Origin of the sequence: Streptomyces sp. JJ38 (assembly GCF_019303475.1) — a bacterium.
Classification (GTDB): Bacteria; Actinomycetota; Actinomycetes; order Streptomycetales; family Streptomycetaceae; genus Streptomyces.
In genome coordinates this window covers 12,638-37,917 of sequence record NZ_JABLSI010000019.1, presented here as the reverse complement: position 1 = coordinate 37,917, position 25,280 = coordinate 12,638, and the positions used below count along the sequence as shown (strand labels likewise).

Annotated in this window: 25 protein-coding genes and 1 pseudogene; 7 read left to right on the top strand and 19 right to left on the bottom strand. The window is 70.2% G+C overall.

Annotated elements, in window-relative coordinates:
- Nucleotides 1-5: 5 nt before the first annotated feature.
- Genes purD through HPT28_RS12755 form a run of 5 tightly spaced genes read right to left on the bottom strand, consistent with a single transcriptional unit; the run spans nt 6 to nt 6,104 of the window.
- On the bottom strand, nt 6-1,373 hold the full coding sequence (gene purD, locus HPT28_RS12775; RefSeq protein ID WP_219091159.1) for a phosphoribosylamine--glycine ligase: 1,368 nt from the start codon (nt 1,371-1,373) through the stop codon (nt 6-8).
- Nucleotides 1,370-2,686: a fatty acid desaturase gene (locus HPT28_RS12770; RefSeq protein WP_219091158.1), complete on the bottom strand. Its 1,317-nt coding sequence runs from the start codon at nt 2,684-2,686 to the stop codon at nt 1,370-1,372. Before HPT28_RS12770 ends, purD begins: the two co-directional genes overlap by 4 nt.
- On the bottom strand, nt 2,679-3,464 hold the full coding sequence (locus HPT28_RS12765; RefSeq protein WP_219091157.1) for a hypothetical protein: 786 nt from the start codon (nt 3,462-3,464) through the stop codon (nt 2,679-2,681). Before HPT28_RS12765 ends, HPT28_RS12770 begins: the two co-directional genes overlap by 8 nt.
- 12 nt (nt 3,465-3,476) lie before the next feature.
- A complete protein-coding gene (locus tag HPT28_RS12760; RefSeq protein WP_219091156.1) occupies nt 3,477-4,787 on the bottom strand; it encodes an acetyl-CoA carboxylase biotin carboxylase subunit family protein in 1,311 nt (436 codons plus the stop codon).
- Between the two features lie 21 nt (nt 4,788-4,808).
- Nucleotides 4,809-6,104 (bottom strand): MFS transporter, encoded by a 1,296-nt coding sequence (locus HPT28_RS12755; protein ID WP_219091155.1) that lies wholly within the window; start codon nt 6,102-6,104, stop codon nt 4,809-4,811.
- Nucleotides 6,105-7,185: 1,081 nt separating this feature from the next.
- Between HPT28_RS12755 and HPT28_RS12750 the strand changes: the two genes are divergently transcribed.
- Nucleotides 7,186-8,187: a helix-turn-helix transcriptional regulator gene (locus HPT28_RS12750; RefSeq protein WP_219091154.1), complete on the top strand. Its 1,002-nt coding sequence runs from the start codon at nt 7,186-7,188 to the stop codon at nt 8,185-8,187.
- Between the two features lie 83 nt (nt 8,188-8,270).
- Entirely contained in the window at nt 8,271-10,172 is a 1,902-nt protein-coding gene (locus HPT28_RS12745) for a prolyl oligopeptidase family serine peptidase (RefSeq protein ID WP_374226958.1), read from the top strand.
- Here the strand turns inward: HPT28_RS12745 and HPT28_RS27735 are convergent.
- The 8 genes and pseudogenes from HPT28_RS27735 to HPT28_RS12710 all read right to left on the bottom strand — a co-directional run.
- Nucleotides 10,063-10,911 (bottom strand): annotated as a pseudogene (locus HPT28_RS27735) (SURF1 family protein); the annotation flags it as partial. The gene HPT28_RS12745 and the pseudogene HPT28_RS27735 overlap by 110 nt on opposite strands.
- Before the next feature lie 126 nt (nt 10,912-11,037).
- Nucleotides 11,038-12,228, bottom strand: a complete 1,191-nt coding sequence (locus HPT28_RS12735) for a hypothetical protein (protein WP_219091153.1) — start codon at nt 12,226-12,228, stop codon at nt 11,038-11,040.
- Nucleotides 12,225-12,851, bottom strand: coding sequence for a SigE family RNA polymerase sigma factor (locus HPT28_RS12730; protein WP_219091285.1), 627 nt, complete (start codon nt 12,849-12,851; stop codon nt 12,225-12,227). Before HPT28_RS12730 ends, HPT28_RS12735 begins: the two co-directional genes overlap by 4 nt.
- Before the next feature lie 389 nt (nt 12,852-13,240).
- Nucleotides 13,241-14,515: an aspartate kinase gene (locus HPT28_RS12725; RefSeq protein WP_219091152.1), complete on the bottom strand. Its 1,275-nt coding sequence runs from the start codon at nt 14,513-14,515 to the stop codon at nt 13,241-13,243.
- A 210-nt stretch (nt 14,516-14,725) separates the two neighbouring features.
- The gene (locus HPT28_RS26845; protein ID WP_257578513.1) at nt 14,726-14,851 is read right to left on the bottom strand and encodes a hypothetical protein; all 126 of its coding nucleotides are present in this window, start codon (nt 14,849-14,851) and stop codon (nt 14,726-14,728) included.
- Between the two features lie 4 nt (nt 14,852-14,855).
- Nucleotides 14,856-15,755 carry a hypothetical protein gene (locus HPT28_RS12720; RefSeq protein ID WP_219091151.1) on the bottom strand — a complete coding sequence of 300 codons (900 nt, stop codon included), beginning with the start codon at nt 15,753-15,755 and terminating at the stop codon, nt 14,856-14,858.
- A 259-nt stretch (nt 15,756-16,014) separates the two neighbouring features.
- Nucleotides 16,015-16,593 carry a Uma2 family endonuclease gene (locus HPT28_RS12715; protein ID WP_257578512.1) on the bottom strand — a complete coding sequence of 193 codons (579 nt, stop codon included), beginning with the start codon at nt 16,591-16,593 and terminating at the stop codon, nt 16,015-16,017.
- Nucleotides 16,594-16,804: 211 nt separating this feature from the next.
- Nucleotides 16,805-17,206 (bottom strand): hypothetical protein, encoded by a 402-nt coding sequence (locus HPT28_RS12710; RefSeq protein WP_219091149.1) that lies wholly within the window; start codon nt 17,204-17,206, stop codon nt 16,805-16,807.
- A 253-nt stretch (nt 17,207-17,459) separates the two neighbouring features.
- On the opposite strand from HPT28_RS12710, the gene HPT28_RS12705 reads away from it, so the two are divergent.
- The 5 genes from HPT28_RS12705 to HPT28_RS12685 are packed head-to-tail and all read left to right on the top strand — an operon-like array spanning nt 17,460 to nt 22,045.
- Complete coding sequence (locus HPT28_RS12705) at nt 17,460-18,023, top strand: CchlQ (protein ID WP_257578511.1); 564 nt, start codon at nt 17,460-17,462, stop codon at nt 18,021-18,023.
- Nucleotides 18,020-18,547 (top strand): GNAT family N-acetyltransferase, encoded by a 528-nt coding sequence (locus HPT28_RS12700; RefSeq protein ID WP_219091148.1) that lies wholly within the window; start codon nt 18,020-18,022, stop codon nt 18,545-18,547. Before HPT28_RS12705 ends, HPT28_RS12700 begins: the two co-directional genes overlap by 4 nt.
- Before the next feature lie 50 nt (nt 18,548-18,597).
- The gene (locus HPT28_RS12695) at nt 18,598-19,077 is read left to right on the top strand and encodes a hypothetical protein (RefSeq protein WP_219091147.1); all 480 of its coding nucleotides are present in this window, start codon (nt 18,598-18,600) and stop codon (nt 19,075-19,077) included.
- Between the two features lie 13 nt (nt 19,078-19,090).
- On the top strand, nt 19,091-21,367 hold the full coding sequence (locus tag HPT28_RS12690; protein ID WP_219091146.1) for a DUF6571 family protein: 2,277 nt from the start codon (nt 19,091-19,093) through the stop codon (nt 21,365-21,367).
- Between the two features lie 24 nt (nt 21,368-21,391).
- Nucleotides 21,392-22,045 (top strand): hypothetical protein, encoded by a 654-nt coding sequence (locus tag HPT28_RS12685; protein WP_219091145.1) that lies wholly within the window; start codon nt 21,392-21,394, stop codon nt 22,043-22,045.
- A gap of 109 nt (nt 22,046-22,154) precedes the next feature.
- Here HPT28_RS12685 and HPT28_RS12680 read toward each other — a convergent pair whose 3' ends face one another.
- The 6 genes from HPT28_RS12680 to HPT28_RS12655 form a co-directional block, all read right to left on the bottom strand.
- Nucleotides 22,155-22,820 (bottom strand): DUF6226 family protein, encoded by a 666-nt coding sequence (locus HPT28_RS12680; RefSeq protein ID WP_219091144.1) that lies wholly within the window; start codon nt 22,818-22,820, stop codon nt 22,155-22,157.
- Between the two features lie 147 nt (nt 22,821-22,967).
- Nucleotides 22,968-23,279: an antibiotic biosynthesis monooxygenase gene (locus HPT28_RS12675; RefSeq protein WP_219091143.1), complete on the bottom strand. Its 312-nt coding sequence runs from the start codon at nt 23,277-23,279 to the stop codon at nt 22,968-22,970.
- Between the two features lie 68 nt (nt 23,280-23,347).
- Nucleotides 23,348-23,926 carry a GNAT family N-acetyltransferase gene (locus HPT28_RS12670; protein WP_219091142.1) on the bottom strand — a complete coding sequence of 193 codons (579 nt, stop codon included), beginning with the start codon at nt 23,924-23,926 and terminating at the stop codon, nt 23,348-23,350.
- Nucleotides 23,927-23,987: 61 nt separating this feature from the next.
- The gene (locus HPT28_RS12665; RefSeq protein WP_219091141.1) at nt 23,988-24,167 is read right to left on the bottom strand and encodes a DUF397 domain-containing protein; all 180 of its coding nucleotides are present in this window, start codon (nt 24,165-24,167) and stop codon (nt 23,988-23,990) included.
- A gap of 44 nt (nt 24,168-24,211) precedes the next feature.
- Entirely contained in the window at nt 24,212-24,427 is a 216-nt protein-coding gene (locus tag HPT28_RS12660) for a DUF397 domain-containing protein (RefSeq protein ID WP_219091140.1), read from the bottom strand.
- Entirely contained in the window at nt 24,417-25,250 is an 834-nt protein-coding gene (locus HPT28_RS12655; protein WP_219091139.1) for a helix-turn-helix transcriptional regulator, read from the bottom strand. Before HPT28_RS12655 ends, HPT28_RS12660 begins: the two co-directional genes overlap by 11 nt.
- Between the last annotated feature and the right edge of the window lie 30 nt (nt 25,251-25,280).

Sequence of the window (25,280 nt, the reverse complement as noted above, 5' to 3'; positions counted from 1 at the left end):
ACGTCTTACCTTCCGCTGTCCGCTACGGCCAGTTCCCCGTGCGCCTCGGTGAACCGGGTGGGAGGTGCCGCCTCGAAGGCGGCTCCGATGTCGGACCGGTACCGCATGCCGGGGAACGTGATCCGCTCGATGCGCCGGTAGGCGGCGGCGCGGGCCTCGGCGAGGGTGATGCCGGTGCCGACGACGTGGAGCACCCGGCCGCCGTTGGAGACGGCGCGGCCGTCGGCGCCGGTGCGGACGTTGGCGTAGAACACCTGGCCGGCGTCCGGCGCCTCGGTCGTGGTCTCGGTGATGGGCTGGCCGGTGACGAAGTCGCCGAAGGGCCAGCCCGGCGGCGTCGTCGGGTCGGAGAGGTCCAGGCAGCCCTGGGTGAGGGCGACGCTGCACCGCACGAGCCCGTCCGTCACGAGGGGGTGGCCCGCGACGTCCCGGCGCAGGACGGCCCGGCACAGCTCGGTGAAGTTGCTGTGGACGCCCGGCAGGACGGCCTCGGCCTCGGAGTCGCCGAAGCGGGTGTTGATCTCGATCACCCGCAGACCCGTGCCGGTGATCATCGCGCCGATGTAGACGAACCCGGTGTAGGCGAGCCCTTCCGCGCGCAGGCCGCGCACCAGCGGGTCCACGAGGGTGCGCCGGATCTCCTCCATGAGGAGCGGGGACGCCTGCGGGTGCGGGGAGATGGAGCCCATGCCGTCGCAGTTCTTGCCGGCGTCGCGCTCCAGGGTGCGCTTGAAGTCGAGCGCGGTGGGGAAGAGCAGGTAGCCCGCGTCGTCCAGCAGGGCGAAGACGGAGATCTCCTGCCCGTACAGGCGCTCCTCGATGACGACGTGGAAGCTCTCCCCCTGGGCCGCGGCGAACGCCTCAAGGGCCGCCTCGGCCTCGGCGGCGGTGTCGCAGACGACCGAGCCGTCGCCGTCCGGGGTGAGACCGTCCGTCTTGACGACGCAGGCGTAGGGCACCGCGCGGACGTGGGCGCGGGCCGCCCCGGGGTCGGTGAAGGAGGCGTAGCGGGCCGTGGGCAGCCCGTGCTCGTCGCAGAACCGCTTGCCGCGCTCCTTGCTGGCCTCCAGCGCCGCCGCCTCGCGGGACGGCCCGATCACCCGGTGTCCGTGCTCGGCGAGCACGTCGGCGTAGCCGATGGACAGGGCGTCGATGTTGGAGACGAAGACGAACTCGACCGGGTGCTCGGCGAGGAACTCCAGCGCGCTGTCCGGGGAGTCGAGCCGGATGGCGGGCACCGGGACGATGCGCTCGGCTTGGAGCGCGTCGCAGCCGGGCCCGTAGTACACCCGGGTGGTGGGGTCGGTACGCACGAACAGGTCGCAGATCGCGTGCCCGCGCCCGGTGCCGTCGATGACCAGTACGTCCGTCACGGGGTGCCTCCCGGTGCCTTGCTCACGGAGCCCGCGGGCGCGGGGACGACGCCGGTGAGAACGGGGACCGACTCCTCCCACGGCGTGGGTTCGGTGTCCTCCGGCAGGCCCGTACGGTCGCCGTCGACCTGACCGGCGGCGCGCAGGTGGTCGGCGAGCGAGCCCCACACCTCGGTGTAGCGCTCGGGCCGGTTGTCCTGGTCGTCGGCGCGGATCCAGGGGGAGTTGGCCCAGTCGCAGGCGGGCATGACGTGGTGCAGGTCGTGCTGGACGGTGTCGCCGACGAGCACGAACATCCGGTAGGCGGAGTGCACGAGCAGCATCCGGTACGTCCAGTGGGTCCACGCGCCGAGCTTGCGCACGCCGCTGAGCGACGGGTCCGGCACCGGCTCACCGCAGAAGCGGCCGAAGGTCAGCAGGTCGCGCTTGTCCCGGCTGAGCCGCTCCTGGTTGCCGAAGAGCCACCAGCGGTGCTCGGTCATGGTGTAGAGGAACGTGCAGTTCTGGAAGACGTACGACACGGGGAAGACCCACAGCAGCAGCCACTCCAGCCACCAGCCGGTCAGGGCGACGAACGTGGCGGTGGCGGCGGCGTAGACGATCGACATGACCAGCCGGTACCGCGGCTTCACGCCGACGAAGTTGCCCTTGACCCGGCCGTAGAAGCCGAGGAGGTGGTGCCGGGGCGAGAACAGCGCCTTCCACAGGTACGTGCGGAACTGCGAGCGGGTCATGCCGGGCCGCATGCCGGTGCCCAGCAGGTAGAGGGTGTCGCTGTCCTTCATGGAGCAGGGGTAGGCGTGGTGCGCCAGGTGCTCCTCGCGGTTCTTGTCGTAGGGCGTGCGCCAGAACGCGGTGGTGATGATCTCCCCGACCACCCGGTTGACGCGCGCGGACTTGTGGAACATCCGGTGCAGCGTCTGGTGGACGACGACGACGTCGAGCCGCCGCATGCCGCCGCTGGTGAACAGCCACCCCAGGACGAGCAGGGGGATGGACCAGGCGGTGAAGGGGTGCAGCGCGAACGCGCCGAGCGTGATGCCCCCGGCCATCTGGAACAGGCCCAGCAGGCCGGCCCGGTTGGGGCTCCAGGGTATGAGCTGCTTGCCGCCCTTGAGGGGCACGCCGGTGATCCAGGTGAGGTAGGGCTGGACGAAGCCGGGGAAGAAGCGCATGCTCTCCCGCGGCTCCGCGTCGGCCAGCTCCGCGACGTCCGAGGTGCTGCTGTGCCGGAGCTGCTCGGCGCCCTCCGGCGTCGTCGGGGCCGTCTGCTCCGCCGCCCGCGGCTTCTCCTGCTCCTGCGACTTAGGCACCGGTACCTCCGAACAGCGCGTCGTTGGTCTCGTGCGTGATCTCACGGGTCAGGTCGGCGGCGCTGGCGAGCGTCATGTTCACGATCGTGCGGCTGGTCTCGCCGCGGATCGGGTAGACGCGGTGCATGGTGGTGTCGGTCTTGACGACGTAGGCGTCGCCCGCCTCCAGGTGGTACGAGCGCACCTGGCTCTTGAGCAGGGCGCCGTACACGTCGGGGTTCTGCTTGTCCCAGGAGGTGTGGGGCACGGCCTGGACGAAGCCGCCGTCCCGGTAGTCGGGGGCCTGGAGGACGAGGATGAAGCCGTAGGTGTAGTCGTCCCAGTGCCAGCCGTGGGTGTCGCCGTTCTTGCCCAGCCTACTGATCACGTAGTGCTCGCCGGCGTAGGGGCAGGTGTACACCTCCTCGCCCACGATGGAGCCGATCAGGCTCTTGACGGCCGGGGAGAAGTAGGTGGCGTGGATGAGGTGGCCCTCGTCCTTGATGACCGGCTGGCCCACCGTCGTCATCTGGCGGGGCGTGCCGTCGGTGATCTCGAAGGAGAACTTGCGGTCGACACCGTGCTCGTCCATGATCCCGAACGCCTCCCGCTGCAGCTCGCGCAGCAGGTCGGGCGGGCAGAACCCGCGGATGGGGACGATGTGCTCGTCGCGGAACCGCTCCTGTAGGCCGCTGAGTTCGGCACCGGTGAAGCGGTCGGCGAAGTGCTTCTCGTAACGGGCGTCTGTCTCCTGCATCTTGCTGGTCTGCGCCTGTGCACCGGACTCGGTAACCGTCATGGGGGATCGCTCCTAGGCAAGGGTTGCGGAGTGGTGGTACCTCGGGAACAAGAGCTGGTTGTTGGGGTTGTCGCCCAGCGGCCTGCCGTCGAAGAGGGTCTCCCTCCGCACGGTCAGGATCTTGCGGTGCAGTTCCTCGACGCTGTCGGCGGTCACGATGACCATGCCGACGACGTCGAGCTGGTCGGCACGCCCGGAGAGCGGCGTGCCGATCTCCTTCATGTGCCGTCCGTACTCGGTGCCCTCGGGGAAGCCCAGTTCGCACATCACGGTGGCTTCCGGGGGCGGCAGAAGGAGGATGTCCGCGGAGGCGCGGCGGGCGTTGCCGAGGAAGCCGAGGTCGGGTCGCTCGCCGCAGGCGATGTCGGTGAGCGGCACGGCGTACTCGATGCCGAAGGCGTTGCCCATGCACACCGCCATGGCCAGCCCGGCCATGCGGATGTTGAAGTCGATCAGCTCGATCGGCCCCTCGTCGGGGACCATGACCTCCAGGTGCGTGGGCCCGTGCCCGATGCCCAGCGCGGCGTGGAAATCCCGGGCCGCCGACTCGATCTCCGCGCGTCGCGGGTGCGGGTAGGGGAAGCACGCGGCCTGCTCGACGACGGGGTCCATCGCCGAGACGTACCGCCCGGTGAGCCCGACGACGTGCACCTCGCCCCGGTCCACGAGGGACTCCACGGAGAGCAGTTCGCCCTCGGCGCGCTCCTCCAGGACGAACTCGCCGTGGCTGAGGATGTACTCCTTCATCATCGGGTTCACCACGGCCGCCGCGGAGACCTGCTCCGCGGCGTCGCGCAGCTCGTCCATCGTGCCGACCATGAAGCACAGCGCGCTGCCCGTGCCGTTGGCGGGCTTGAGCACCGCGGATCGCTCGAACTCCCAGCTCTCCCAGGCCAGCGCCTCGGTGAGGGAGACCGAGCGCAGCGTGGAGAGCCCCTCGGCGTAGAGCTTGCGACGCACCCGCGCCTTGTCCAGCACCTGGGTGACGCCGTGGAATCCGCTGGTGGGGAGCCCGGCGCGGTGCCTGATCTCGGCCTCGAAGGGCAGCGTCGCCTCGAAGGCCGCGTAGGTGCCGACCACGTCGTAGGTGGCGTGCACGGTGTCGACGATCTTGCCGACCTGCTCCGCGTCGGACCAGGAGGGCACCCGCACGAGCTCGTCGACGAGGCCGTCCGGCACCGCGAAGGGCCCCTTGTCCTGTAGCGGCCCCTGGTTGAGGACGACGACGTGGTGGCCGCGCCGCTTGGCCTCCTGCGCGATCAGGAGCATGTGGTTCATCAGTTCGAGCAGGACGAAAGCCTGCTTCTTCTCGGACGCCGTCATGGCTGGTTCCTCCAACAGGGCTTACTGAGCGGCGGTCTGGGCGGGTGCCGGGTCGTCGACACCGGACGGCGTCGCCTGCTGCTCACGTCGCTGGATCCTCCTGCGGAGGAGCTCCCAGCCGATGACGAGTCCGACGGTGAGCGCGACGTTGAGGTACACGGTGGTGTCGATGCCGAGACTGCTGTCCAGGCCGCGGGCGAAGACGAAGGCGAAGACGGCCATGAGGCTGTAGCCGATGGCGGTCTGGAGCCCCACCACGGAGGAGACCCGCGCGTCCGGCGTGGTGGCGATCATCAGCTTGAAGTGGTGCACCCAGATGATCTCGCCGCCGAGGACCATCAGGGAGAACACGGCGACCGCGAGGACGATGTTGTCGCTCGTCGCGGGCATCGCCAGATACAGGGCGGTGATGGCCGTGACGACCGACAGGTTGACCTTCTGCTTGTTCGCGTCGTTGATGAGGTCGCGGCGGCTGAACCACTGGTAGATGAAGGCGCCGGCCATGATGCTGATCGACTCGAAGGTGAAGAACAGCGCGATGCCGGACTCCCCGTAGCCGTACCAGATCTCCGGGATCACCGTGATCAGCGACTCGTAGGTGGCCTGGAACGCGGTGACCGACAGGACGATGTAGAAGACGGCGGTGCCGATCGTGTCGTTGCGCGACATCAGCGAGGACGCTTCCCGCACGCCGGCCAGGCTGGTGCGGCGGCCCTCGCCCCGCGAGCTCTTCAACGAGGCTTCCAGCCGCGTCTTGTTGGGCCGCACCAGCACCATCAACCCGGCGGCGACGAGGAAGCAGGCGGCGTCGATCAGGACGACGGCGGCCATCCCGGCGATGTCGAGGATCACGATGCCCACCGCGCCCGCCAGCGCCATCGCGATCGGCAGGGCGGAGTTGAACAGCGGCGAGAAGGTGTTGGTCTCCTTCTCGCTGAAGAACTGCACGAGTCCCTTGACCCGGGCGTTCTGCACCGCGCTCTTCAGCAGCGCCCGCAGGAAGATGATGACGACCGCGTACACGTAGAGGTCCGGGTCCGTGAAGCCCAGGAACACCAACGTGACGCCGGCGGTGACCAGGTTGAGCCAGATCAGCAGCTTTCTGGCGTCCTGCCGGTCGATGTACTGCGCGCCCAGGATGCCGATGAAGAGGTTCGCGATCCAGTCGGCGGCGAACACGATCGCGGCCAGCGTCGCACTTCCCTTTTCCGTGAAGACGTACGCCACGTACGAGATCATCAGCAGCTTCGAGCCGAACAGGGAGATGAACGACGCGAGGAAGCTGAGCAGGAAGTTGCGGTGCAGGTACACACTCATGTCACAGAGGATCTTTCTGTTCGTGAGGCATCACGGCGCTCGGTCGCGATCCCGTCGCATGGGCGCATGGCGTGTTCGCGTCGCCAGGGGCACGTGAGGTCGGCGCACGACGTTGACGGGGCGCTGGGGCGCTCGCCGACGCGGTCATGGGCTCGGCAAGGGCGTGGCACGGGCGCGGCACGAGCGGCCGGACCGGTCTCGTCCGGCCGACGCGGACTCCGTCCCGCTGTCGCGGGGCACCGCGCGTGTGCCGGACGGTGCCGTCAGGACCTTCCACGGACCGGCCGACGGCCGCGTCCCGGAAGCACACCGAACAGACCCCCGTTCTCCCCGCGGAGCACGGACGAGGCAACGGCCCGAAGGCCGGCCTCCCGCCCGCTTGCTCCCAGCACTCGGGTCAGCCCCACCCTGTGTCGCCCTGGGAACCTCCGGACTGCACGGCGGCGGAGATCTGGCCGGGCCGCTGATCCGCCGCCACGTGCGCGGCCGGACCCGCGTCCTGTGTCAGGACTCCACCTGCCAGCACCAGGCCCAACGCCAGTGCGGAGGCCGAAGCGGCGAGCGCTGCTCTCTTGGCCATGTCCCCGTATCCAATCCTGTGAAGATTGTTCTCTGAAGGTCGCCTGAGGTGGCGGCGAGCCCCACGGGAAGAGGTTGCCCCGGCCTCGTGTCGCGCGGCAACATAACGACATTGTCGTGATTGAGACAGGCGTAAGTAGGAAGGCTTGCGCAGCAGGCCAGCGCCGTTCCACCGCGGAGCACAGCCCTCCACGCTCCTTTGCCCGGTCGTGACGTGACGGACCACACCGTGCGTTCGGGCAACGGAACACCCCCGGTGGCATCTTCCCCACCGGCACGGCGGCCGGCGTCCGGAAGGGGGGTGTCATCCGGCCGTCACGACCGCTCCCGGCGCCCGGCGCCCGCCGCCGCCCGCACGTCGCGGGCGGCCTGCTCGCACCCTGCTGGCGAAGTCTCGAAGGAGGGCCCAACGCCTCTGTTTTACCCGGTACTTCGCGCGGAATGCTGTGGCAAGCTCAACATGGCGTCGTAAAAATGACAGTCTCAAGAAGGACAGGCCCCGATGGTCAGCGAAGGCGCACGGACGATACCCCCCGTTCTCAGCCCCACGGCGATCCGCCTCTACCGCCACGTCGTCCGGCACACCGTCCTCCCCATCGAGGAGGCCACCCGCGCCGCCACGGGCGACGAGGGCGAACCGGCCGACGCAGCCGTCGAGTCCCTGCTGCGGCTCGGGCTGCTGCGCCGCGTCGGACGGCAGCGCATCGCCGCCGTCGACCCGGCCCTCTCCTCCATGCGGGTCCTCCACAGCCACGAGCAGCACCTCGCCGAGGAGAAGCGCCGCCTCGCCGCCCTGCGCGACCAGCTCCACCTGCTCGACTCCATCCACCGCGCCCAGGGGGAGCTGGACGCCCCCTCCCAGGAGCGGCTGACCTCCAACCGCGCCGTACGGGAGACCCTCAACCAGCTCGCCACCTCCTGCGCCAAAGAGGTCCTGGCGGCCCAGCCCGGAGGGCCCCGCCCCGCCGACGTCCTCGCCGAGGCCGCCGACCGCGACCTCGACCTGCTCAACCGCGGCGTCCAACTGCGCTCCCTCTACCAGCACTCGGCCCGCTTCGACAGCGCCACCCTCTGGCACGCCACCCAGCTCACCTCCCACGGCGCCGAGATCCGCACCCTCAGCAGCGGCCTGACCCGCTTCCTCGTCTTCGACCGCGAGACCGTCGTCCTCCCCCTGCCGGACGCCCCCGAGGGCGCCCTCGTACTGCGGGACCCCGACCTCAGCTCCTTCGCCGCCGACGTCTTCGAGGTCCTGTGGGCCCAGGGCCAGCCCATGGGCCGCTGCCAGGACAAGCCCTCCATCCAGGGCATCGGCAACCAGACCAAGCAGGCCATACTGCGGCTGCTCGTCCAGGGCTCCGACGACCGCGGCGTGGCCCGCGCCCTCGGCATCTCCGTGCGCACCTGCCAGCGCCACGTCTCCGAGATCATGACCCGCGTCGGCGCCAAGAGCCGCCTGGAACTGGGCTACCTCATCCGCGAGCGCAACCTGCTGGAGCCCTGAGCGCGCCGGGCGCCTCCGGCCGTGCCGGGCCCGCCGCGCGTCCCGGTGGCGGGCCCACCCCGTCGATCGGCTTACATGGAGCCATGACCGACGCAGAGACCATGCCCGACTGGGAGAAGCGGTTCCGCGCCCCGCGCGTCTCCCTGCCCGACTGGGCCGAAGACGCCCCCGACCACGCGCTGTTCGTGTCGAACGCGACCGGCACCTACGAGCTGTACGCCTGGGACCGGACCACCGGCGAGACCCGCCAGGTCACCGACCGCCCGAACGGCACCACCGACGGCCTCCTCTCCCCCGACGGCCGCTGGATCTGGTGGTTCGCCGACACCGACGGCGACGAGTTCGGCGTCTGGATGCGGCAGCCGTTCACCGGCCCCGGCGGGGACGGCGAAGGCGGTGCGGGCGGCGACGAACCGGCCGTGCCCGGGCTCAAGGCCGCCTACTCGGCCGGGCTGGCCCTCGGCCGCGACGGCACCGCCGTCGTGGGCCGCTCCACCGACGAGGAGGGCACGACGATCCACGTCGTACCGCCGGGCGGGGAGCCGGCCGAGATCTACCGGCACCGGGAGTCCGCGGGCGTGGGCGACCTGAGCCACGACGGCCGCTACCTCGTCATCGAGCACACCGAGCACGGCGACGCCATGCACGCGGCACTGCGCGTCGTCGACCGCGACGGCGGAGCCGTCGCCGAGCTGGACGACAGCGAGGGCGGCACCAAGGAGCTGGGGCTCGCCGTCCTCGGCTTCGCCCCGCGCGACGGTGACACCCGGCTGCTGGTCGGGCACCAGCGGCGCGGCCGGTGGGAGCCGATGGTGTGGGACCCGGTCGCCGGGGAGACGCACGACCTCGCGCTCGACCTGCCCGGGGACGTCGGCGCCGAGTGGTACCCGGACGGCACCGGGCTGCTCGTCGTCCACAGCTACCAGGCCCGCAGCGAGCTGTGGCGCTACGACCTGGCCGACGGCGAGCTGACCCGGGTCGAGACACCGCCGGGCACCGTGTCGGGAGCGACGGCCCGCCCGGACGGCACCGTGGAGTTCCTGTGGTCCTCCGCCGCCCGTCCTCCCGCGCTGCGCTCGACCTCCGGCGCCGTCGTCCTGGACCCGCCGGGGCTCAAGGCGCCCGCCTCCCGGCCGGTCGAGGACGTGTGGGTCGAGGGGCCCGGCGGGCGCGTGCACGCCCTCGTCCAGCGGCCCGACGGCGAGGGACCCTTCCCCACCGTCTTCGACATCCACGGCGGCCCGACCTGGCACGACTCCGACGCCTTCGCCGCCCAGCCCGCCGCCTGGGTCGACCACGGCTTCGCCGTCGTACGCGTCAACTACCGCGGCTCCACCGGCTACGGTCGCGCCTGGACGGACGCCCTCAAGCACCGCGTCGGGCTCATCGAGCTGGAGGACATCGCGGCGGTGCGGGAGTGGGCCGTCACCTCCGGCCTGGCCGACCCCGAGCGGCTCGTCCTGACCGGCGGCTCCTGGGGCGGCTACCTCACCCTGCTCGGCCTCGGCGTGCAGCCCGGGGACTGGACGCTGGGCATCGCGGCCGTCCCGGTGGCCGACTACGTCACCGCCTACCACGACGAGATGGAGGCGCTGAAGTCCATGGACCGCACGCTCCTCGGCGGCACTCCCGAGGAGGTGCCCGAACGGTACGCGGCCTCGTCGCCCATCACCTACGTGGACGCCGTCCGGGCCCCGGTCTACATCTCGGCCGGCGTCAACGACCCGCGCTGCCCGATCCGGCAGGTGGAGAACTACATCGAGCGCCTGGCCGCCCGGCGGCACCCGCACGAGGTGTACCGCTACGACGCCGGGCACGGCTCGCTGGTGGTGGAGGAACGGATCAAGCAGGTCGGTCTGGAGCTGCGGTTCGCACTGCGGCACCTGGGTCTTCCCGAGTCTCCCGGCCTGGCGTCTCCCGGTCCGGAGTCCGCCGGTCCGCAGTCTCCCGGTCCGGACTCCGCCCGTCCGGCGTCCCGGGAATGAGGCCCATCTCGGCGTCGCGGGCCACCTCCACCTCACGGCGGAAGAAGCGGAACCACATGAACACCACGAACCCCGCGAAGACGAACCACTCGGCCGTGTAGCCGAGGTTCTGGAAGGCCTTCATGTCCAGCCCGCTGCCCTTCGCGGCGGCGGGCGGGACGGCCCTCAGCGGCTCGCGCGCCGACTGCACGGTGATCCAGGCGTCCTCGACGTCGTAGGGCACGAGGTTCACCAGCGAGGCCGCGCTGATCACCCCGAGCTGCCCGGCCGGCAGACCCGTCCGGCCACGGCTCTCGGACGCCTGGAGCGCGCCCGTCACTCGCACCTCGCCCGCCGGGGCCGGCGGGACGCGGGACGCGTCCGGCTCCCCCGGCAGCCAGCCGCGGACGACGGGCACGGCCGGCCCGCCGCCGTCCGGACGCAGCGGCGTCAGCACGTAGAAGCCCCGCTCGCCGTCCAGCGAGCGGTCCGGCACCAGATACTCGTGCCCGGAGTCGTAGCGGCCCTCGACCCGCGCCATCCGGCCGGAGGTGTCACCGGTGACGGGAAGCAGCGCGGCCAGCGGCTCGGCCTCCTGGGCGGCGCCCTGCGTGGCCAGCCGGTCGTGGCGGCGCTGCGAGTCCACCCGGTCCTCGAACCGGCTCAGCTGCCAGGCGCCCATGACCACGCAGAACGGCACCGCCAGCACGAGGAAGACGTTGAGCATCCACCAGCGGGGAGTCAGCAGGAACCGGTACACACCCACCACGGTACGGGGGCGAAACCGGCACGCCGGACCCACCCCCGCCCGGCGGGACGGCGGGCGGCGGGACGGCGGGCGGCGGGCGGCGGGACGGCGGGCGGCGGGCAGCGGGACGGCGGCGGCTCAGCTCACCGGCAGCACGCCCGTGCGGTACACCGTCCCGGCGCAGACCCCTCCCAGGAAGGCCGTCGGAGCCGACGGCTCCCCCGCGGCCGGGACGTAGCGCAGGATCACGGCCGTGGCCGCGCCCTCGTCCTCGGCCTCGTCCACCTGCTCACCGCTGCCCGTCCCGGTGTCGGAGAGCGTCGTCAGCCCGGACGGCTCGTTCTGCTCCGGGCCCGATCCGCTGGACGTCGCCGTCTGCTCCCCGCCCTCGGTGCCGCCGCCCCCGGTGGACCCGGACGTCGTCTCCTCGCCGCCCTCGGTGCCGCCGTCCCCGCTCTGGGCGCCGCCGTCGTCCCCGCCCGAGCCTCCGGTGGTCTCGCTCCCGCCCGACGTGCCGCCCTCCGACGGCTCCGGATCCGGCTCCGCGTCCGGCGCCGGGCAGCCCCCGGGGCCGCGCTCCGCGTCCGGCATCCAGGCGAACCGCACCTGGAAGGACTCCCCGGGGCGCAGGATCAGCTCCTTCACGACCTCCGGCGGTTCGGGCAGGCCGGGTGCCCGGCCGCCCGCGGTGTGGTCCAGGACGGTGATCGCGGTGGCGTCCGCCTCCCCGCGCGCCTTCGCCGAGAGCTGGTCCGCCGCTCCGACCCGGCAGCTCTCGCCGGAGACGTTGGTGAACCGGAAGGCGCCGTGGATGACCCCGTCCTCGTCCGGCTTTCCGACCTCGGCCTCGGGCTCGCCGAGCTGGTCGCGCAGGCAGCTCGGGGAGGACGGGCCCAGGCCGTCGGTGTCGTCCGGGCTCGGGGAGGTGCTGGGCCGCGACGCGGCGCCGCCGTCTCCCGTCCCCTCGTCGCCGGACGACTCGCCCTGCGCCCCCGTCGTGTCCCGGCCACCGTAGGGCTTGCCGCTCCCGGCGTCCGTGCTGTGCGCCGCGTTCGCCCGGTCGTCCTCAGCGAGCGGCCCCGGCACCACGCCGGTCGTCATCAGCGGGACCGTGACCGCCGTGACCAGCACCGCCGTGGCGGCGCCGATCATCGCGTGCCGGCGCCGGGCCCGGCGTACGGGCACCGCGTGCCGCAGGTGGTCCAGCGCGTCCCGGGACGGCTCGATGTCGCGCACGGCGTCCTGGAGCAGCCGCCGCAGCTCGTCCTCGTCCTCGGGCAGCCCGGAGCCCTCGTCCGGCTCTCGGCCCTTGCCCGGCCCCGCCGTCATGCCGGTGCCTCCATCGCCACCCGGAGCGCGGCGATGCCGCGCGAGCCGTACGCCTTCACCGAGCCCCGGGAGATCCCGAGCGTCTGGGCCACCTGCTCCTCGGTCATGTCCGCGAAGTACCGCAGCACCAGGACCTCCCGCTGCCGCCGCTGCAGCCCGCGCAGCGCCCGCTTGAGCTCGTCGCGCTCGAGCGCCTCGTAGGCGCCCTCCTCCGCGCTCGCCGCGTCCGGCATCGGCTTCGACAGCAGCTTCAGCCCGAGGATGCGGCGGCGCAGTGTGGAACGCGAGAGGTTGACCACGGTCTGCCGCAGATACGCCAGCGTCTTCTCCGGGTCCTTCACCCGCCTGCGGGCGGAGTGCACGCGGATGAACGCCTCCTGCACGACGTCCTCGCAGGAGGCGGTGTCGTCCAGCAGCAGGGCCGCGAGGCCGAGCAGCGAACGGTAGTGAGTGCGGTAGGTCTCGGTCAGGTGGTCGACGCTGGTGCCCACGACAGCGGCACCGTCAGTCTCGCCGTACGCCGCGGGCGGGAGCCCCGCGGCCGTCGGGGGGGCCGTCGCACCCCGTGATCCGGACGCTCGCGCCACCGCCGGGCGCTGGGAAGCCGCCGACCACGGCGCCATCACAGGCACGCCGCCGATAGGCCGTGCCGTCGAAACGAGTACCTCTGCCACGCCTGTATGACACGCCGCCCCCCGTCAGGGTTGTACGCGCTCGGCGTCGCATCTGACGACGTCACGAACTCCCCCATGCGTACTCGCCTCACTCGTACTTCCCCTTCACCGGCGCCGTGGAGCTCGCGATGGCGCCCCGAGGACGCGCCGGAGTGCCCTGTTGTTCCAGGCACCGCGAGCATCTTCGACCACGGGATGACCCTGGGCAAGTCCATACCAAACACAGGTCGATCACGACTGTTTCACATTTCCCGCCAACCCGGCCACTACGGGACGGACCGGGAACGCCGAGGGGCGCCGGACCGCGTCCGACGCCCCTCGGTCCCGCGGAGTGTGGCTCAGCGGCCGGTGCCGCCGTAGACCACGGCCTCCTCGGAGTCGCTGTCGAGCCCGAACGCGGTGTGCACCACCCGCACGGCCTCGTTCACGTCGTCCTGCCGGGTGACGACCGAGATCCGGATCTCCGAGGTGGAGATCAGCTCGATGTTCACGCCCGCGTTGGACAGCGCCTCGAAGAACGTGGCCGTGACGCCCGGGTTCGTCTTCATACCCGCGCCGACCAGCGAGATCTTCGCGACCTGGTCGTCGTAGCGCAGCGAGTCGAAACCGATCTGCGCCTTGCGCCGCTCCAGCGCCTCGATCGCCCGCTTGCCGTCCGTCTTGGGCAGCGTGAACGAGATGTCCGTCAGGCCCGTCGAGGCCGCGGAGACGTTCTGCACGACCATGTCGATGTTCAGCTCGGCGTCCGCGACGGCCCGGAAGATGGCGGCGGCCTCGCCCGGCTTGTCCGGCACGCCGACGATCGTCACCTTGGCCTCGGAGGTGTCGTGCGCGACACCCGAGATGAGCGCCTGCTCCATGGGCTCGTCCCCTACTCGCGGTTCGTTGCTGACCCACGTACCCGGCAGGCCAGAGAACGACGACCGGACGTGGATCGGGATGTTGTATCGGCGTGCGTACTCCACGCACCGGTGCAACAGCACCTTGGAGCCGGAACTCGCCAGCTCCAGCATGTCACCGAAGGAGATCCAGTCGATCTTCTTCGCCTTCTTGACGACCCGGGGGTCGGCGGTGAAGACGCCGTCGACGTCGGTGTAGATCTCGCAGCACTCGGCGTTCAGCGCGGCGGCCAGCGCCACAGCCGTCGTGTCGGACCCGCCACGGCCGAGCGTGGTGATGTCCTTGCTGTCCTGCGAGACCCCCTGGAAGCCGGCGACGATGGCGATGTTGCCCTCGTCCAGCGCGGCCTGGATCCGCCCCGGCGTCACATCGATGATCCGCGCCTTGTTGTGCACGGCGTCGGTGATCACGCCGGCCTGGCTCCCGGTGAAGGACTGCGCCTCGTGGCCCAGCGATTTGATCGCCATGGCCAGCAGCGCCATGGAGATACGCTCTCCGGCGGTCAGCAGCATGTCGTACTCGCGACCGGAGGTGATCGGAGACACCTCGCTGGCGAGATCGATCAACTCATCCGTCGTGTCACCCATCGCCGACACCACGACGACCACCTCGTGGCCACGCTTCTTGGCTTCGACGATCCGCTTGGCGACGCGCTTGATGCCCTCTGCGTCGGCAACGGAGGAGCCGCCGTACTTCTGCACGACTAGGCTCACGTGCGCTCCTCGTTTCTCAGTCTCACCGGACCCTTTCGCCGGGGCCCTCGGTCGGCTCATTTTATCGAGCGGTCGGATATCGGCCTCTCGAAACCGCATCCTGAGACGCGGCCACGGCCTCCCCTGCCCGCTCCCCGCGCGCCCACACGGAAACGTGCGATACCTCACACAATGCGTCACCGCCCCGGTGAGCCCGACGCCCCGGCACCCCTACGCGTAGTCCCTCAGCTTCTCCGTGTGCAGCGTGATCCCGACGGGCTCCGGCAGGCGGACCGTGTCGCCGCAGTCGTGCGTGCGGCGGCTCTTGTACCGCCCCCTCTCCGGCTCCGCGTACACCGCGTCACGTTCGGCTCCTCACCGATGGCCGCATCGTCGCTCGCACACGGTTCACCTGGGCGGAAAGCGCCTGCGCGTCGATGCGCGGGCGGCTGGGCCGGGCCTCCCCCCGGCACGCGGCGCAGACGCCGCCGGGAAGGGCCTCGGGGCGGCCCGGAGCCTGGCACACGCTGCACTCCAGCAGCCGCAGGGCCGACGCGGGCCGCGACGGCGCCGGGGCGGCCGGGGGCACGGGTGGGACCGGGGGCGGCTCGGGCGGCATGCCGTCGGTCAGCCGGCGCCGGGCGAGGGCCCGCGGGCTGTGGACCTCGGACGGCAACCCGGCCGTCAGCGCGAGCCCGAGCCCCTCCGGCGTGACGCCCCGCTCCAGCCATCGGGCGGCGAGGGGCGCGAGCGCGGCGCAGGCCGCGGCGGACAGCGTCATGCGCGCGTCGCGCCGCCCCAGCCCGGCCAGCGCCTCGAAGGCGGGCTCCCGACGGCGTGGGGGCTCCGCCTCCCGCACCCCGCGCGACGGCACGCCGCCGCCCGCGCGAAAGGAGGCCCACCACGCGTCGTCCCGCGCGGTGCGGGTGAAGTACGTCCGCGTTACCCAGTGCTGCGGGCCGTCCCCGAGCAGATGCTCGCGCACCCGCCGCAGATGCCCGGCCTCCGACAGCCGCCGCAGCGCCGTCCACAGGGCGCACTGTCCGTAAGGCAGCACCTTGGCCAGCGTCTTGACGGAGACGTCCGCGCCCTCGGGCAAGCGGTCGAGGTAGGCGGCGATGGACGCCTCGCGGGCGGGCAGATGTGCGAAATCTGAGGCGGTACGGGGAAGTTGTTCGGGCGCCGAGCGCTTTCCGTACCCCGGATTGGCGAGAGGGTGTGCGTCGGCGGCGGACTCGGGGCTAAGCTCGTGAACAGCCACGGATCGTTGGTCTTTCTACTTGTGGACGATTCGTCGGTCAGACCCCGGCTCTGGTGCTGACGACACCAACCGGGGTCATTTCTTTCTTGCCGCGAACGCTAAACCGCGCGCACTCGGCGTGGCAATTCGACCACCTTTAGTCATATTTACACCCTGAGCGGTTGCTCTCCCTCGACCGGACAGGGGTGGGTGGGCGGGTGGAAGCCCTCCACCCATTCCTTGCAAAGACGGCTCGGAGCCCGCGACTTGAGCCTCGGAGCTATCGCGCCGCGACGTCCCCGAGGTCGATCTCGACGTCGAACGGGACACTGAGCTTCAGCACGTCGTGGTGAATTCCGGTGACCGCGTACGTCCGCGTCGCCGGCTCCAGCTCGAAGACGTAGACCACCGGCCGCCCACCGGTGTTCTCCACCCGCCAGAAATGCGGAATGCCCGCCGCCGCGTACTTGCGCGGCTTGGTGTCCCGGTCCCGGGCTTCGGAGTCCGGCGACACGACCTCAACGGCGACGAGGACGTCTTCGGGGTGGAACGCGGTCTGCCTCAGCCCGGTGACGGCATCCGCTCTCGCCACGCACAGGTCCGGCTCCGGCCTGTTGCGTTGGTCCAGGGCGACGGTCATCTCCCGGACGACCGTCAGCTCGGGAGGCACGGCCTGGATCAGCCCCCGCTCCAGAACGCGCAGCACAAGCATGTGGAAGATGGCTTGCGGACTCACGAAAACGAGACTCCCGTCGATCAGCTCCGTGTGCGGGGGCAGATTCGGAAGCCGGTCGAGGTCCTCGGCGGTGTAACCGCCCTCGGGCGGGGTCGGCCACTGGTAATCGGGCTCGGTGCTCATTACTGCTCCCATGGGCCGCATGTTCGCCGACCACAGCAGCGTACCCACGAGAAAGGGCGACAGCGTCACCACAGCGAGTGAGGAATCACAGCAGAAGAAACGATCACCGAAATATACGTTCGAACGCGCATCCGCGAGACACACTCAAGAACGCGGACGGGCGCGGCACCGAGGCCCGCCGAGCGAACGGCGGGCCTCATTCACCCACGGTTCAGCGCACCGCGCAGCGCTTCCGCAGGGCCGCCCGCGCGGTGCGCAGCGTGAGCGCGGCGGAGCGCGGCTCGACGGTGACCCTCGGGCGACGGCCGAGGCCCCAGCCCCCGCCCGCGCCGGACACCCGCTCGTTCAGCTCCTCCGCGAACGGCTGACCGGAGCGGCGCAGGCACAGCAGCTCGTAGTGATCCGGGTGCCCGGTGCCGGTGTGGTGCAGGCCGAGCCGCAGCCGCGCGTACCGTCCCACCGTGGCGTGTGCCGACACCGACACGACCGCCTCGTACGGAATGCGGCTCACCGCCTTGCGGTCCTCCCACTCGATGCCGTCCTCCGAAAGCCGGACGGTCACCCCGCCGCAGCGCAGAACGGGCTCGGCCCCCGCTGTCTTCGTTTCCCCCATCGTCGTCCCCCTTCCCCTGTGACAAAACCATGCCGCACCACGGCCACCGCCCGCCAGTCCATTGCCGGTCGTTTGTCGACGGCTCCCGTTGCCGGGATCCGGCAACGGGCCGACGGCTCGGCCGTAGCCCGCCTTCGAGCCCGGCGTCTTCCCGAAGTTGGGCAAGGCGTCCACCACGCGGTGCTGTCGGGCGCCTGTGGTCGGGAGAAGGGGTTGTCCTCGGCGTACGAGAGTAGATTCGATCTCTGACACCATGAGCACCGGCCGGGGGGAGAACAGCCACATGGACTGGGGGACGCTCGTCGCGACCGTGAGCGGCGGTTCCATCGCCATAGCCGGAACCGTCCTGGCCGACTTCCTGAGCCATCGCCGTGAGAGCGGGCAGGGGTTGGGGGAACGTCGGCGAGCGGTGTACATCGAGTTCATCGGCGCCGCCGAGGCGTGCCACGCCCAACTGCGCCGGATCGCCCAGTTCCCCGGCAGCGTCCCCGACCTCGACGAGGCGGCCCGCGCGGCCCTGGGGGACAGCGGGATCAACGAGGTCAGGGAACGCCTGTTCATCGACGCCGACACCGCCGTCGCCAGCGCGGGCCAGGCCATGTACCAGCGTCTCCGCGGCCTCCAGCGCGCCGTCGCGGCGGGCGCCGACCCCTCGTCGGCCGCGTTCCACGACGCCTACCACCCCTACATCGGCGCCGTCTGGGCCTACCGCGTGGCGGTTCGCGAGGAGTTGGAGGGGCAGTCCCTCACGCCCAAGGCCTTCGGCTGGACCCGCTGGGACGGCAAGGACCGCTGCCCGCAGTGCGAGGCCGCATGACACCGCGCGTCCGTTCCCTCCGGCCCGAGGGCTGGCCCGTCTGGCGCGAACTGCGCCTCAGGGCCCTGGCCGAGGCGCCCCACGCCTTCGGCTCCACCCTGGCCGAGTGGACGGGCGACGGCGACCGGGAGGCCCGGTGGCGGGCCCGCCTGGCCCTTCCCGGCTCACGCTCCTTCGTCGCCTCGCTGGGCGACCAGGACGTCGGCATGGCCAGCGGCATCCCGGGCGAGACGGCCGGAGTGACGGAGCTGACCTCGTTCTGGGTCGCCCCCGAGGCCCGGGGCCAGGGCGTGGGCGACGCCCTCATCCGGGCCGTCGAGGACTTCGCCCGCGCCTCCGGGTCCGCGCTCCTGGAGTTGGCGGTCCGGCCCGACAACGCGCCCGCCCTCGCCCTCTACCGCCGCAACGGCCTCACCGACACCGGCCCCCACGGCGACGTCACCCCCGACGGCCGCCGCGAACACCTCCTGCGCAAGCCCCTGACCGGGGATGACGTTCAGCGATCGTTCAACTCCCCCTGGTAGCCTCCGTTCCCGACCGAACAACTGACCACAGTGGGACGGAATCGGGCTGCATGAGTTTCGACGCGGAATGGGCTGAGCTCCGGGCGAACGCACAGGAGCGACACAACGCCACCAGGCTCAACGGCCTCGACGGCGAGGGCGGCTACGGCGGCGGCCAGCCCGATCTCGTCGTCCACCAGGACGACCTGGGCGCGGTGGGCAACGCCGCGTTCGACCTGCACGGCAGGTTCAGGAAGGCGGCGGACATCCAGGGCGCCGGGCGCGACGGCGAGGGCCTCAGTTCAACCGCCAGGGCAGGCCTGAGCCTTGAGCGGCACAACTTCCTCTCCGGCCGCACCCTCAACATCACCGAGGCGACGTGGAAGACCAAGGTCGACACGTTGCTTCAAGCCTGCGCTCACATCAGTAACCACCTGGACTTCTCCAAGAAGCGCCACGCCGAGGACGAGGCACACATCGAGGCCACGATGCGACACCACCACAACAAGGCCGTCTTCTCCGTCTCGGAGATCGACAAGCTGATCCGCTGAGCGGGGAGAGATCATGGGGAAGATCACCTTCGCGGACCTGCGCGACGTGGACCTCGGCGCACTCGGCGAGGCAGTGGACGACTGGAAGACCATGGTCGACGCGCTCGACGACATCGCCGAGCATGCCAACACGCACAACAGCGGCATGGTCCGCCTCTCCGAGAACGCCCGCTGGGCCGGGCTCAACGCCACCGTGACCAGGGAGTTCGTCAAGAAGACCGGCAACGAGTTCAACGACGCCCACGCCGAGGCCCGCAGCATCTGGAGCGTCCTGCGCGACGCCCACACGGAGCTGGAGGAGATCCAGAAAAGCCTCAGGCGCGCCGTCGAGCACCGGGACCCCATGCTCGTCGTCATCGACAACGGCGACGGCACCGTCAAGGTCAGCTTCGCCACCTACCCCGGTGACTCCGGGCCCATCCAACGCACCGACGCCGAGATCGAAGCCCGCGACGCCCTGGAGCGACGGCTCAACCGGCTGATCGAGAACGCCGAGGAGATCGACGCCTCCCTCAACCGCGCCCTCGACAAGAGCCAGGGTCCCGACGCCCGGAACTTCGGCCACGCGACCTACGACTCACTCGACGACGCCCAGTCCGAACGAGCCACCCAGCTCGCCGAGAAGAGCCTGAAACTCACCGAGCAGGGCAAACAGCTCAGCACGAAGGAACTCACCGAGTGGCAGCTCCTCATGGAGCACAACTCCAAGGACGACGCGTTCGCCACCGCGTTCTACCGTGCGCTCGGCCCCGAGGAGGCCCTCCGCCTCCACGCCCAACTCGGCGTCGACGCCTCCATGGACGGCGACAAGGAACGCCTCGAACTCGCCCGCCACATCCAGAACAGCATGGGCGTCACCCTCGCCACGGCCACCGACCTCCCGCCGAACCACCAGCCCACGGCGGCCGGCGACAAGACGTACATCGGTGACCGCTGGATCGCCGACCTCAAGAAACTCGGCCGCGAACCCCTGGTTCTCAACCACCCGGACACGGCCTACACCCCACGCGGCTACCAGGTCCTGGCGAACATCTTCCGCCACGGCGAGTACGACAAGGAGTTCCTCAACCCCATCGCGCAGGACATGGTCCTGTTCGAGCGGGAGAACGGCAACTACTACAAGACGTGGGGCCACCCCAGTCCCGAGCCGGGGCAGCGTGGCATCGACCTGAGCCTCGGTAAGCACGGAGGCGGCTTCGACCCCATGACGGGGCTCATGGAAGCCATGTCCCACAGCCCGGAAGCAGCCGAGGAGTTCTTCCACGGCTCGACCGGGGGCGGCGAGGGCAACCCGAAGAAGCTCAGCAACTTCGACTACTTCCTCGGCGACGAGAACGGCAAGGGCGCCCGCACGTGGCGTCCCGACTCAGCGGAGATCTGGAACGAGAAGGAGATCAACGGCGTCGACTCCCTCGGCCGCGCCCTCGAAGCCGCCACCTCGGGCCGCCCCTACGGCGACGAAGGCCCGTCAGTGAAGCACACCAAGGAGGGCGCCGAGCTCGTCGAGAAGCTCGTCTCCCGCTTCGGCGGAGGCGAGCCCGCCACACTCATCCGCCCCGGCGGAGAGCTCGAAGCCCTCACCGACAGCCTCGGCAACGTCGCCGCCGAATACATGCACGACATCCAGAAAGCCATGAATGGTGGCGATCTTGGGGGAATCGAATCCCACGGCGCTCCAGCAGAATTCAGGAAGGACGGGGAATACCTGTCCAGGTTCATCGAGAACGTGTCCACAGAACCAGATTCCTACGCCGCAATAATTCACGCCCAGCAGGCCGTGAGCGCCGAGATAATGCGGGAGGCATTGCTCGACCCCGGGGATAAGAGCTTGTCGGAGGCCGCTCGCCAGGCAGCATTCCCCGGAGCAGAAGTGGCCGCTGCCGCATCCGTCGGCCAAGCAGACGCAATCGCCGAAGCGGACGACCGCGTAAAGAAGGTCGAAGAATTCAACAAGTCGATCGAAACCGCCGATAAGTGGATTGGTCGCCTGACCGAGATGGGCCTGGAGCGAGCCAAGGTGGGTGGAGACGTGGCCGGATGGATCATCGAAGATCTACGCGAGGCAACGGTCGAGCACTTCAAGAAGGACCCCGAAGCGGCCGCAGCAGAGATCGCCGAGGATCGCGAGAATTTTATCGCTTCCGAGCGCTGGAATTCCGCAGACGCGATGAAGGAAACTGTCTACGCTGGCGCCGAGCAGGCAGGCATGTCACGTCACGACGAGAATGTAGGCGACGCCGCTACCGCAGCTTGGCAGGAAACCAAGGCAGCATACGAGCGATCCAAGTAGAAACCACCAAAGGTGATTCCCCAGATGGACTCTTCATTGGGCGACCCAGGGTCTAAGACCCACGAGAAATGGAAGCGGCTTATGATTGGCGCAGCCGCGTCACTGGCGGTCGCATCGATAGCGGGCGGCATTTACCTCTTCACCGCACCACAGAAAATTCAAATCCCAGAGAAGGTGTGCAGCGAGAAACTGGCAGGGGCCCAAGTGGAGAAACTTCTACCGAGCGAAGGAGAGCCGCAGTTTACCGAGGAAACGTACGGGGGGAATTTCGGGTGGGTGGATTACACAATCTCGAAGGGAAACTGCACTCTCAGCGCCGGCCAAGAGACGGTAAACGTCTGGTACCTGTACCGTCACGGGGATACGTATCCCCAGGAAGAGGTACAGGAAGATCGGCGCCGCGTGGAATGGGGTGAGGAGTACGGCTACTACGAGGACGGCGCCTTCTTCATGTTCGTTGGGTGCCCGCGGTCCACTCATGACGATCAAGGCAAGTTGCAACTGGCAGTCAGGTCGTCTCGCGCTGAACGCAGCCAGAGCGATGCAGGCAAGGACATCTCAGAACTTGCCTCGCTCACTGCTTCTGTCACACGCACCCTCGTCACGGACATGTTCAAGTGCCGCTCTGCGGAGAGCCTCCCGGAAGGGCCGGTGGAATTCAGCGGAGACCAGCCCTGAGACCTTCGGCAGGGCCCGTGTGCTGCGTGGCGAGTCGGCGGGGGAACGGGCGCGGCCGACGCCGCTGAGGCCGAGATGGTCACCCCGCGGACTCGGCTCGCAATGGGGTTCAACCGTCCTGGTTGGCTCTGCGCGGCCAGGTGGCCCAGCCGTTCGGCAGCGCCTTGAGGCGCTTCCTCGCCTCGGTGAGCCGGGCCTTCGGGTAGCCCTCGGCAGAGGCGCTGCCGCTCTCGCTCTCGGTACCGTCGGGCCCTGCGAAGGCATGGCCGATCGGGCAGCTCGCGCCGCGCCGGTAGTGTTCGCGGAACCTCCCCTCGGCGACGGCGAGGACCCGCCACTCCAGCTCCTCGGCCTCCTCCTCCACATCCTCGTCGCACGCGTCACACCCGCACACCGGATGCGAAAAGTCGTGCAGGACACCGGCACGCACCATCACCGAGGGGTACGCCGTGAAGACGAACGCCAAGGGGGCCCCGTCCTCGCAGGAGTTCGGCGTCAACGTGGCCACGCGCACTGGCGGCTCGTCCAGCTCGCTCACCAAGTCCGCGACAGGGGCCGGGTCGTGGCCCAGCCGGACGTCGTACGCGTCGACCAGGTAGTCGATGAGCGCGGCGGCGACGGTGTGCAGCGGGGCGAAGCGCTCCGGGTGTGCGTCAACGCTGTAGGAGTCGGCCGGGGGCTCGTCATCGCCCCACCGATTCCCGTACTCGATCACCGCGCCCGAGGCATCGCGGAAGACCGGGAGCGACAACCGGGGGCGAACGTACGCTGACATGCGATCGAGCCTATGCGGCATCCGCCTGCGGGGAAACGCGTTATTCCACGACGGGGGAAGGCCCGGCTCGTCGTGGAGCCGACGGCGTGATCAGGGCTCGCTCAGGGTCTGGGGTCGATGCGTCGTGAGGGTCCGGCGACATGCGTGTCAGGGCGACTCGCCCGACGCGCCGCCGCTTCCCATGACATCGAAGACCGCTAGCTTCGGGTCGCTCCCGACGTCACGGAACAGTCGAGGCGCTGCCGGGCCATCCGGGGCAGCTCGCGCGGCCTCCAGTGCGGCGCTGTCCCGCCACACCGTCTGGATACGCCACCGCCCGTCGGCCCCGCTCAGCAGGTCCGTGCGGACCAGCCCGGCCGGCAAGGCACTGGCGACGAGATCACGGTAGGCCGCGACGAGGTCCGCTTCACGCTCGGGTGCGACGATCGCGCTGACCTCGGTCAGGATCTGTTCGCTCATGGTTCCTGGCTCCTGGCTTCGCATGCGGCGGCCACCTGATGGCCTGCTCCGCGTGGGGACGGGCGCGGCTAGTCAGGGCTGGTGTCGGTGGCGGTGGTCTGGCCGGGGAGGGGGTGGTCGAGATCGCCGGCGCGCAGGCGGTAGACCTGCAACCGCATGCCGTAGTACTTGTCGGTCTCCCCCACCCACTCCATACCGATGCGCTTGGCCGTCGCCTCCCCCCTGGTGTTGTTGGGGCGGACGACGGCGAAGAGCTCGTCCACTTCCGGCTGGCTCAGCGCCCAGTGAGCGATCGCGTTGCCCGCCTCCGCGGCGTAACCGTGCCCCCACGCCTCGGGCACAAGCTGCCAGCCGAACTCCAGGTCCTCCCCCTCCGGAGGCATCGGCAGCACGACGACGCCGCCGATCACCCGCCGCTCGGCCGTCAGCTCCACGGCCCAGCGTCCCGTGGGCGGGGTGGCGCGGAAGTCCTCCGCGATCCACTGCTGGAGCAGCAGCCGCATGGCGTCCCGGTCACCGACGGTGTCCATGGCGGGGCTGAGCCAGCGCGCGACGTCCTCGTGGCCGTAGATCGCCAGCGCGGCGTCGACGTCGTCCAGCGTCCACGAGCGCAGCGTCAAGCGCTCTGAGGTGAGCGTCGTCCCCATGGCGTCCTCCTGCGGGCCCGGCTACACCCCCCAGGTAACCCCACTCGACCGGGTGTACGCATCAGGAGCGGCGTTTCAGGGATCTGATAAAGGACGTCCAACTGTCCGAACGTACGACCACCGGGCTACGCGCGGGCGCCTTCGAGTCACGGAAGGCGACGAGGCCGGGGACGCCCTCCAGAACTTCGAGGCAGTCCCCGCCACTGCCGTCGCTGTGGGTGGACTTACGCCAGGTGAACATGACCCCAGAGTGCCCGTGGGGTAACGCCCTGATGCGGGCGCGCTTCAGAACGGCCGAAAGGTGTTCTTCGTTGCGGCGGTCACAAACGCCTCCCATGGGGCGGCGCCGAACAGCAGCGGGTGTCGGTTCAGCGCCTTGGAGTCGCGGACCGGGACCACTCCGGGAACGCCGTCAGCCACCTCGATGCAGTCGCCACCGCTGCCGCCGCTGTACGACGACTTACGCCAGCGAGCAGTGCGCAGGTCGTGTTCACTCTTCATGGGTGTACTCCTCCGCTACCGCTTCGATCAGGGTCAGGGAGCGTTCCGGTGAAAGCGCAGCCGCCCCGACGAGATCGTAAGTCATGGTGTGGTGCCTTACCTGTTCCGGATCATCGCTGAGTTGAGCGGTGCCCAGTCCCTGGAGGTAGGCAAGCGGGGGAGCGCCGTCGAACGCCATCAGCTTGAGCGACCCCTCAAGCGCCGCGTGGGCGCCCGCCTCGAACGGGAGGACCTGGACGATGATGCGGTGGCGACGGGCGAGGGTGGCGATGTGGGTGAGGGCCTCGGCCATGACGGCGCGGCTGCCGACGACCTGGCGGAGGACGGGCTCGCCGAGGATCACCCACAACAGGGGCGTTGTCGGATCGTCGAGGACGTGGGCGCGGTCCAGCCGGGCGTCGACGAGTTCGTCGATGACGTCCTCCGGGGCGGTGGGCTGGTAGGCGCGGAAGACGGCGCGGGCGTAGGGCCTGGTCTGGAGGAGGCCGGGGATCAGAAGAGGGGCGAACTCCCTGATGTCCGTGGCGATGGCCTCGGCTTCGGCGGCCGCGGCGAAGTGGTCCGGGTAGCGGGACTTGCCCGCGGCCGCGCAGTTGCGGGAGAAGTAGCCGTCGGTCTTGAAGATCTCGTCGAACTTGGCGGCGAACTCGGGTTGCATGCGCCGGGTTCCGGATTCGAGTTGCCCGATGAACGAGCCGCTGACGAAGAGGTGTTGGCCCAGTTCCTCCTGGGTCATTCCGGCTTCTTCGCGCTTGTAGCGGAGCTCGGCGCCGAGGAAGGCGCGGGGCGAGGAGGAGGGGTCCAGCTTCTTGGGTGCGGGCATGGTGGTGCAACTCCCCACTGAGCAGGCGTC